8 protein-coding genes are annotated in these 9,479 nt (G+C 72.9%); 7 read left to right on the top strand and 1 reads right to left on the bottom strand.

Going from position 1 to position 9,479, the window contains the following annotated elements; translation table 11 throughout:
- The first annotated feature begins 114 nt into the window (after positions 1–114).
- Both CWOE_RS21915 and CWOE_RS21910 read left to right on the top strand, forming a co-directional pair.
- The gene (locus tag CWOE_RS21915; protein ID WP_012935833.1) at positions 115–792 is read left to right on the top strand and encodes a DUF2848 family protein; all 678 of its coding nucleotides are present in this window, start codon (positions 115–117) and stop codon (positions 790–792) included.
- On the top strand, positions 789–2,039 hold the full coding sequence (locus CWOE_RS21910; protein WP_012935832.1) for an amidase: 1,251 nt from the start codon (positions 789–791) through the stop codon (positions 2,037–2,039). The genes CWOE_RS21915 and CWOE_RS21910 overlap by 4 nt, the downstream gene beginning before the upstream one ends.
- Positions 2,040–2,084: 45 nt before the next feature.
- On the opposite strand, the gene CWOE_RS21905 is transcribed toward CWOE_RS21910, so the two are convergent.
- The gene (locus CWOE_RS21905) at positions 2,085–2,819 is read right to left on the bottom strand and encodes a GntR family transcriptional regulator (protein ID WP_012935831.1); all 735 of its coding nucleotides are present in this window, start codon (positions 2,817–2,819) and stop codon (positions 2,085–2,087) included.
- A 78-nt stretch (positions 2,820–2,897) separates the two neighbouring features.
- Between CWOE_RS21905 and CWOE_RS21900 the strand changes: the two genes are divergently transcribed.
- The 5 genes from CWOE_RS21900 to CWOE_RS21880 are packed head-to-tail and all read left to right on the top strand — an operon-like array spanning position 2,898 to position 9,475.
- Positions 2,898–4,385: a 4-hydroxyphenylacetate 3-hydroxylase family protein gene (locus CWOE_RS21900; RefSeq protein WP_012935830.1), complete on the top strand. Its 1,488-nt coding sequence runs from the start codon at positions 2,898–2,900 to the stop codon at positions 4,383–4,385.
- Complete coding sequence (locus CWOE_RS21895) at positions 4,372–4,722, top strand: cupin domain-containing protein (protein WP_012935829.1); 351 nt, start codon at positions 4,372–4,374, stop codon at positions 4,720–4,722. The genes CWOE_RS21900 and CWOE_RS21895 overlap by 14 nt, the downstream gene beginning before the upstream one ends.
- Positions 4,635–5,243 (top strand): flavin reductase family protein, encoded by a 609-nt coding sequence (locus tag CWOE_RS21890; RefSeq protein ID WP_201447047.1) that lies wholly within the window; start codon positions 4,635–4,637, stop codon positions 5,241–5,243. Before CWOE_RS21895 ends, CWOE_RS21890 begins: the two co-directional genes overlap by 88 nt.
- Entirely contained in the window at positions 5,240–6,049 is an 810-nt protein-coding gene (locus tag CWOE_RS21885; protein ID WP_160165552.1) for an alpha/beta fold hydrolase, read from the top strand. The genes CWOE_RS21890 and CWOE_RS21885 overlap by 4 nt, the downstream gene beginning before the upstream one ends.
- A gap of 9 nt (positions 6,050–6,058) precedes the next feature.
- Positions 6,059–9,475, top strand: a complete 3,417-nt coding sequence (locus tag CWOE_RS21880) for a molybdopterin-dependent oxidoreductase (RefSeq protein WP_012935826.1) — start codon at positions 6,059–6,061, stop codon at positions 9,473–9,475.
- The last annotated feature ends 4 nt before the right edge of the window (positions 9,476–9,479 follow it).

Raw genomic sequence — 9,479 nt, 5'->3', positions numbered from 1 at the left:
AGAGTCGTTTCACCTGCGGGCTCGGCACCGTGAGCCTGTAGGTAGCATACTACACGTCAGCTACTGTGCACTACGCACATTTGGGAACTCATTGGTGAGAAGGCGGGAAGCGTCATGGAGATCGAGTTCGAGGTCGACGGGCGGGCGATCGCGGTCAGGCCGCAGGCGCTGGTCGTCGCCGGGTTCACCGGGCGCGACGCGCACGGCGTGGATGCGCACATCCGCGAGCTGGCCGAGGAAGGGGTGGCGCCGCCGCCGAGCGTGCCGTCCTTCTACCTGTTGCCTCCGACCGCGCTGACTCGCGCGCGGGAACTGTGCGCGGTGCGGGCGCGCACGTCGGGCGAGGCCGAGATCGCGGTGATCGTGGACGGCGACGAGCGCTGGGTGACGTTGGCCTCCGACCACACCGACCGCGGCGTCGAGGCGCTCGACATCGGCCTCTCCAAGGAGGTCTGCTCCAAGCCGATCGCCCAGCGGGCGTGGGCGTACGCCGACGTCGTCGACGGGTGGGATCAGCTGCGCCTGCGGAGCTGGATCTCTGACGCGGGCGAGCGGCGCCCGTATCAGGACGGGCTCGCTGCCTCGCTGCTGCCGACGCAGGAGCTGGTGGAGCGGCTGTCGCCGAGGATGGGCGTCAGCAGGTACGTGCTGCTCACCGGGACCGTGCCCACGGTCAGCGGCGTGCGCGAGGCGGACCACTTCTGGGCAGAGTTGGAGGATGCCCGACGCGGCGAGACGATCGCCTTGGACTATGCCGTGCGGGTGCTGAAGCCGCTCGAGGTCACGGCGTGAGCGCGTCGGGTCCTTCGGCGGCGGCCGCGCCGGGCCCCCCGCGCCTGGTGCGTGACGGTGGGCCGTACACGGCGATCCTCACGTCCCGGGCCGCGGGAGCCGACCTCGACGCCGCGCGGTCCACGGCGCGGTCGCGCTCCGCCACGCGTCCGCTCGCCGGCATCACGGTCGCCGTGAAGGACCTCGTCGCCGTCGCGGGCCAGCCGCTGGGCGCCGGCTCGGCGGTTCGCGCCGATGCGGCGCCGGAGCCGGCCGACGCGCCGATCGTCGCGCGCTTGCGGGCGTGCGGCGCGACGATCGTCGGACTGGTCACGCTGCACGAGTTCGCCTTCGGTGTCACCGGTCTCAACGCGTGGGCCGGCACGCCTGAGAACCCGCGCGCCGCCGGCTGCATCCCGGGAGGCTCCAGCTCCGGTTCGGCCGTGGCGGTCGCCGACGGCTCGGCGCGCGTCGCGATCGGGACCGACACGGGCGGCTCCGTGCGGATCCCGGCGGCGTTGTGCGGGGTCGCGGGGTTCAAGCCGTCCGGCAGCACGACCTATCCGACCACCGGCGTCTTCCCGCTCGCCCCGAGTCTCGACACGGTCGGGACGCTGGCGTCCACGGTGGCTGACCTGGCCGCTGTGCATGCGGCGCTCGGCGAGCTGCCGGGGCCGCCTGTGCGGCCCGCCCGCGTCGGCGTCGTGCGCGCCGCGCTGGACGACGCCGAGCCGGCGGTCGCCATCGCGGTCGAGTCCGTGCTGGCGGCGCTCGTGCGCGCTGGCTGCGAGCTGGTGGACGTCAGCTGGCCCGGCGGCGAGCGGGTGCTCGAGGTCAGCACGACGATCATGTTCGCCGAGGCGGCGGCCACGCATCGCCGCGGGCTCGAGGAGCGCTCCGACCTCTACGGCGCGGACGTGCGCGAGCGGCTCGCGCGCGGCGAGGCGATCCTGCGCTCCGAGCGCGAAGCGGCCGACCGCGAGCGCACGCGGCTTGCGCGCGAGGCGCGTGCGCTGCTCTCCACATGCGACTGCGTCGTCGAACCGACCGTCGGCGTGCTGCCGCCCACAGCCGAGGCGGCAGCGGCACCGGAGGTGGTGTCGCGGCTCGTCGCGAGCACGCGGCTCGCGAACGTCGCGCGGCTGCCGGCGGCGTCGATCCCGGTCGGCGGAGACGGGCCGCCCGTCGGCCTGCACGTGACGGCGGCGAGCGATGTCGCGACGCTCGCGGCGGCGGCGTGGATCGAATGGCTGCTGGACGCCGCGTGAGCGGCGGCCGCGCCGGCGCGGCCGCCGCTCACGCGCCGGCGCGGATCAGGTCGATGCTGGCTGCGACCGCTCGGTCTGGCCGCCGGCGGCGTTTGCCTCCAGCTCGAGCTCCAGCTCGACCGCTTGGAGGCTCGCGTCGAGGTGCTCGCGTATCGCGCGACGGGCTGCACGCGGGTCGCGAGCGGCGATCGCGTCGACGATCGCCGTGTGCTCTTCGAGCACGTGCGGCGCGCGCTCGCCGATCGAGAGCGCCAGCGAGCCCGTGAGCCACATCGCGCCGCGCAGCGTGACGAGCATCTGATGCGCGCGGGCGAGCTGGAGCAGCTCCGGCATCAGCAGGTGGAATTGCTCGTCGATCGTGAGGAACCCCGCCGGGTCCTCTTCGAGCACGCGCCGCTGACCGTCGAGCAGCTGGCGCAGCGCGGCGACGTGCTGGGGATCGCCCCGCATCGCGAGGCGTTCGACGACGTAGCCCTCGAGCGCCATCCGCAGCCCGTAGATCTCCTCGCGCTCGGCGTGCGACAACGACCGCAGCCGAAATCCGCGCTGCGGCAGGATCTCGACGAGTCCGTCGCGGGAGAGCTCGAGCAGTGCCTCCCGCACCGGCGTGCGCGAGACCCCCATCGACTGCGCGAGCTCGCTCTCCGAGTACACGCGCTCGTGTTCCATCGACCCGGTGCGGATCGCCTGGCGCAGGGCCTCGTAGGCGCGCTGGGCGAGCGTCTCGCTGCGCGCGATGACGCTGACTCCGGTCTTTGGCGACGTCGGTTGTGGGCTCACGCCGTCGATGGTACACGACGTTCCAGACCCTGAACCTTACATGTAGTATGCTAGCCACAACCCATCGGAGGACTGAGGATGCGTTCGGGCAGCGACTATCTGGCAGCGATCGATGACGGTCGCCGGGTGTACGTCGACGGCGAAGCGGTCGAGGACGTCGCGAGTCATCGCGCGTTCCGCGGCGTGGTCGAGACGATCGGCGGCCTCTATGACTTCGCTGCCGATCCGGCGAACGAGATGAGCTACGTCGCACCGGAGACCGGCCGCCCCGCCCTCAAGCCGTTCATGACGCCGCGCTCGCGCGAGGAGCTTGCCGATCGCCGTGCCGCGATCGCCAAGTGGGCCGGTCTCACACACGGTTTCGTCGGGCGCAGTCCCGACCACGTCGCGGGCTTTCTCGCGGGCTTCGCCAGCGACCCGTCCGTCTTCGACGTCGAAGACGGACGCCAGCTCGGCGCCAACGTCACGCGCTGGTACGCGAAGCTGTTGGACGAGAGCCCGTTCATCAGCTACGTGATCATCCCGCCGCAGGTCAGCCGGGCGATGACCGCCAGCGGCTGTGACGGCGACTACGTCCAGGCCGGGGTCGTGGAGGAGACGGACGAGGGGATCGTCGTACGGGGCTCGCAGATGCTCGGCACCGGCACCGCCGTCTCCGACTACCTGTTCGTGAGCTGCATCAAGCCGCTGACCGCGGACGACGTCGACCACGCCATCTCGTTCGTCGTGCCGGTCGGCGCGCCGGGCGTGAAGGTCTACTGCCGCCGGCCCTACGCGCTCGGCGCGACCAGTTCGTTCGACTACCCGCTCAGCACGCGCTTCGACGAATCCGACGCGCTGCTCGTCTTCGACGACGTGCTGATCCCGTGGGAGGACGTGTTCGTGTGCCGCGACGTCGACCGCGTGCGCGATCAGTTCTTCCGGACGCCGGCGCACGTGCTCGGCAACAGTCAGGCGCAGATCCGCTTCGTCGCCAAGCTGTCGTTCCTGCTCGGGCTCGCACGGCGCATCTGCGCCGTCAACCAGATCGACCGCATCCCGAGCGTGACCGAGCGGCTCGCCGACCTCGCGAGCCTCGCGGCGCTCGTGGAGGGGATGGTCGTCGCCTCGGAGGCCAGCGCCGTCGAGAACGCGCGCGGCGTCGTACAGCCCAACCCGCGCTTCCTCTACGGCGCGATGGGGATGCAGGCGGAGATCTATCCGCGCTTCCTGCACATCATGCGCGAGCTGGTCGGCGGTGGCGTGATCCAGCTCCCGTCCTCCTACAAGGAGCTGGTGAACGAGGACACGGCGCCCGACTTCGCGCGCTACCTCGTCTCGCCGGGTATGCAGAGCGAGCAACGCGTGCAGCTGTTCAAGCTCGCATGGGACGCGATCGGCTCCGAGTTCGCCGGACGCCACCACCAGTACGAGATGTTCTACGCCGGCGCGCCATTCGTCGCCAAGGGGTACGCGTACCGCAACTACGGGTTCGACGACGCGCTGGCCGCGGTCGACGGGTTCCTCGCGCGCTACTCGCTGGCCGACGCGGTCGCCGAGGAGGAGCGGGTCCATGAGCAAGCCTGAGGCGGAGTTCTTCCCAACCGGAGACGTCGGTTGGACGCGCGTGGCCGGCGACGCCGACGGCCTGACCGAGCGGATCCTGGCGGCGGACGAGGCACGCAGCGTCGCGACGCGGATCCTGCGCTTCGAGCCCGGCGCGGACACGAGTCCCAACGGCGTGCAGGTGCACGACTTCTGGGAGGAGGTCTACATCCTCGACGGCGCGATCCACGACGTGACGCTCGGGCGGACGTTCGCCGCGGGCGAGTACGCGTGCCGGCCGCCCGGCATGCGCCACGGGCCGTGGACGTCGCCCGGCGGCTGCACGACCTTCGAGGTGCGCTACCGCGCCGAACCATGACGCGCGTGCTCGACAAGCGCGAGCCCGTCGAGCCGGCGACGCTGCGTGCGACGATGGGCGCCTTCGCGACGGGCGTCGCGATCGTGACGACTGCGTGCGACGGCGAGCCGCATGGCATGACGGTGAATTCGCTCACCTCGGTCTCGCTCGCGCCGCCGCAAGTGCTCGTCTGTCTCACGAACGGCTCGCGCACGGCGGACGCCGTGCGCCGGCGCGGCGCTTTCGCGCTGCATCTCCTCGGCCAGCGCCAGCGTGCGCTGTCGGACCGCTTCGCGGGTCGCGGCGCGGCTCACTTCGCCGGACTCGACGTGACGCTCGACGAGGACGGCATGCCGTTGTTGGCGGGCGGCGTCGGGCGCCTGCGATGTGCGGTGGCGCAGCTGCACGACGGCGGCGACCACGCGATCGTCGTCGGCGCCGTGCTCGCGTGCGAGCCGCGCGAGGGCACGCCGCTGGTGTTTCACCGCGGGCGCTACCACGAGATTCACGGAGAGGGACACGAGGCACCATGGCTCTGGTGAGAGAACACGACGAGATCGTCTATCGCGGCGGGGACGGCTGCGAGCTGGTCGCGTCGGTCGGCGGGAGCGGCGTGCCGCTCGTGCTGCTGCACGGCGGCGGGCCGGACCACCGCATGCTGCTGCCGCTCGCATCCCTGCTGGGCGAGCGCGCGACGGTGATCCTGCCGGACATCCGTGGCTTCGGCGGCTCGATCTGTCGCGACCGGCGGCTGCACACGTGGGATCGCTACGCCGACGATGTCGTCGCGCTGCTCGACCACCTCGGGATCGACCGAGCGCTTGTCGGAGGGTGCGGCATGGGCTCGGGGATCGCGCTGCGCGCAGGGCTCACCGCGCCGGACCGCGTCGGCGGGCTCGTGCTGATCAGCCCTGAGCACAAGGGCGAGCAGCGCCCGACGCCCGAAGAGGTCGCATGGCAGGAGGGCGTCGCCGAGCAGATCCGGACCGAAGGCGTGGAGAGCGGCTGGGCCGGCGTGCTGCCGCGCATGCCCGCGGGCATGGCCGCGATGGTGCGCGACGGGTTCGTGCGCGCCGACGCCGCCAGCCAGGCGGCCGCACTGGGGGCGATCGCGAGCCAGGAGCCGTTCGAGCGGATCGCGGACCTGTCGGCGCTGGAGATGCCGGTGCTCGTGATCCCCGGCGGCGACCCGAACCACCCGCCCGAGCTCGCCGAGGCGTACCGCGGCGTGCTGCGGCAGCCGCTGGTGATCCCGGTCGACATGTGGGACGGCGTGACCGACGCGGAGGGGTTCGCGCCGCGCGTCGCGCCGGCGATCGAGCGCTTCCTCGATTCCGAGCCGTTGTAGGCGGCCGGCGTGACGACCGTCGAGAAGCGCGGCTTCTGCGCGCTCTGCCGATCGCGCTGCGGGGCGGTCTACACCACGGACGGCGACCGCCTCGTCGGGGTCGCGCCCGATCCCGACCACCCGACGGGCGGCGCGCTCTGTCCGAAGGGCCGCGCCGCGCCGGAGATCGTGCACGGATCCACGCGGCTCGAGCGCCCGCTGCGGCGGACGAACCCGAAGACGGACTCCGATCCCGGCTGGGAGCCGGTCGACTGGGAGACGGCGCTCGACGAGGTCGCCGATCGCCTGGGCGGGGTGCGCGAGCAGCACGGCGCGGAGGCGGTCGCGTTCGCGGTCACGACGCCGGCCGGGACCGCGATGTCGGACGGGATCGACTGGGTCGAGCGCTTCATCCGCCTGTTCGGCAGCCCCAACACCGTCTACGCCGCCGAGCTGTGCCACTGGCACAAGGACTTCGCGCACGCCTTCACGTTCGGCCGCGGGATCCCGCCGGCCGACTATCGCGCGGCCGACCTGGTGCTGCTGTGGGGCCACAACCCGGCGAAGGTGTGGCTGGCGCAGTCGAGCGCGATCGCCGCCGCGAAGGCGCGCGGCGCCACGATCGCGGTCGTCGATCCGCGCCGCGCGGGCAGCGGGCTGCAGGCCGACCACTGGCTGCGCGTACGCCCCGGGAGCGACGGCGCGCTCGCGCTGGCGCTCGCGAACCTGCTGCTGGAGCGGTGCGCATACGACGACGGCTTCGTGCGCGAGTGGACGAACGCCCCCTGTCTCGTGCGTGACGACGACGGGCGTCTGCTGCGCGCGCACGAGCTCGACCCGGCGTTCCCCGAGGATTGGCTCATGGTGCACGACGGGCGCGAGGCGCGCCCGTACGACACGAGCCGCGCGGCGGTCGGCGCCGGCGCCTTCGCGCTGCGCGGCGCATTCGACGTCCGGACCAGCTCCGGGCCGGTTCGCTGCCGGCCCGCGCTCGAGCGCTTCGCCGAGATCTGCGGCGAATGGTCGCCCGCGCGTGCGGCCGCCACGACGTGGGTTCCGGAGGAGCAGATCCGCGCGCTCGCCGACGCGATCGGACGCGCCGACGCTGTCGCGTACCACTCGTGGACCGGCGTCGGACAGCAGACGAACGCGACGCAGACCGAGCGCGCGCTCGCGGTGCTGTACGCGCTCACCGGCTCGTTCGACGCCCCGGGCGGGAACGTCGTGTGGCCGGCGCATCCGGTCAACATGCCGACCGACCCGTCGCAGATCCCGGACGAACAGCGACGCAAGGCGCTCGGGCTCGACGAGCGGCCGCTCGGTCCGCCGGCGCGCGGGTGGATCACCTCGCGCGACCTCTACACGTCGATCCTCGACGGCGAGCCCTATCGCGTGCGTGCGCTCATGGCGTTCGGCGGCAACATCCTCGTGTCGCAGGCCGACGGGCGGCGCGGACGCGAGGCGCTGCGCCAGCTCGACTTCCACGTCCACTGCGATCTCGCGCTCAACCCGACGGCTGAGCTGGCCGACCTCGTCCTGCCGGTCAACAGCCCGTGGGAGCGGGAGGCGCTGCGCGTCGGCTTCGAGATCGGCCGCGAGGCGCAGGAGCTCGTCCAGCTGCGGCAGCGGATCGTCCCGCCGGTCGGCGCATCGCGCTCGGACACGCAGATCGTCTTCGACCTCGCGCCTCGGCTCGGCCTCGGCGCGCAGTTCTTCGACGGCGACGTGGAAGCCGCCTGGAACCACGTCACCGAGCCGCTCGGCGTCACGATGGACGACCTGCGGCGGGAGCCCGCGGGCATCCGTCTGCCGCTGGAGACGACCTACCGCAAGCACGCGCAGCCGCGCGGGGAGGGGGTGGCAGGCTTCGCGACCACGTCACGCCGCGTCGAGATCTGGTCCGAGCTGCTGGCCGACCATGGCTACGACGGCGTTCCGCGCTTCGTCGAGCCGACCGCCTCGCCGCTGGGCGAGGGCGCGGACCCGCGCTTCCCGCTGGTCCTCACGTCGGCGAAGATCGGGCGCTTCTGCCACACCGAGCATCGCGGCGTCGCGTCCCTGCGCGCGAAGGCGCCGGAGCCGTCCGTCGACCTCAGCCCCGCGCTCGCGGCCGAGAAGGGGATCGAGGCGGGAACGTGGGTCACGCTCTCGACGGCTCACGGCTCGATCCGCATGCGCGCGCGCCTGGACGAGTCGCTGCACCCGCGCGTCGTCGTCGGGGAGTACGGCTGGTGGGAGGCCGCTCCCGACCTCGGCCTCCCCGGCTACGACCCGTTCAGCCGCGGCGGCAGCAACCTCAACCTGCTGATCGGCGGCGGCCACCGGGATCCCGTCAGTGGTGCCGTTCCGCTGCGCTCGTTCGCCTGCGACGTCGCGCCGTGGATGCCGGATGACGGGCGCGTGCCGTGGGGCGGCGAACGGCCGTTCGCGGTCAGCGCGATCGTCCCCGAGACCTCCGACGCCGTGTCGGTCGAGCTGACGCCGCGCGACGGCGGCCCGCTGCCGGACTACCGCCCCGGCCAGCACGTGACGCTGCGCGTGGATGGCGTGCCCGCGCTTGCCGGCGTCGCGCGCTCGTACTCGCTCTCGGACGCCGCCCGCAGTCCCGCTCGCCGCAGCTACCGCGTCACCGTCAAGCGCGTCTTGGCGGGGCCCGCCGAGGGCTCCGCAGACGGCGTCATGTCGACGTACGTCACCGGCTCGCTGCGCGTCGGCGCGACCGTGCACGTGCAGGCGCCAGCGGGTGTGTTCTCGCTCCCTACGCAGCTCCCGCAGCCCGTGGTGATGCTCGCGGCCGGCATCGGCATCACGCCCTTCATGAGCTATCTGGAGACGCTGGCCGCCGGCGGGCGCGACCAGGAGGCGGTGCTCCACTACGGCTCGCGGGATGCCGCCCAGCACGTCTTCCGCGAGCGGCTCGCCGAACTTGCCGCGCAGCTGCCGCGGGTGACGATCGTCGACCACTACTCGCGCCCGCGGGCGGGCGACGCATACGACGTGGCCGGGCGCCTCAGCGCCGATCTCGTCGCGCAGGATCTGATCGACCGCGACGCGCGGTTCTACCTCTGCGGTCCGCTCGCCCTGATCCAGGCGCTGCGGGCGGGGCTCACCGCGCGCGGCGTGCCCGCCCATCGCATCTTCCACGAGCTGTTCGCGACGCCGTCCCCTCCGCGGGCGCAGGCGGGCGAGGTGCGTCACGCCGTGCGCTTCGCACGCTCGCGGCGGACGCTTGTGTGGGACGGGTCGAGCCCGTCCCTGCTGACGCTCGCGGAGCGGGAAGGCGTCGCGCTTCCGAGCGGCTGCCATGTCGGCCAGTGCGAGAGCTGCGTGGTCGCCGTCCTCGCCGGCGAGGTGCAGCATGCGCTCGGAGGGCTACAGGAGGTCGAGGACGGCAGCTGCCTGACGTGCCAGGCTGTGCCCCTGTCCGACGTCGTGCTCGACGCCTGATTCG

The sequence above is a fragment of the Conexibacter woesei DSM 14684 genome, assembly GCF_000025265.1.
Taxonomy (GTDB): domain Bacteria; phylum Actinomycetota; class Thermoleophilia; order Solirubrobacterales; family Solirubrobacteraceae; genus Conexibacter; species Conexibacter woesei.
Note: the sequence above shows the minus strand (reverse complement) of the source record. Positions and strands in the feature narration are given on the sequence as shown.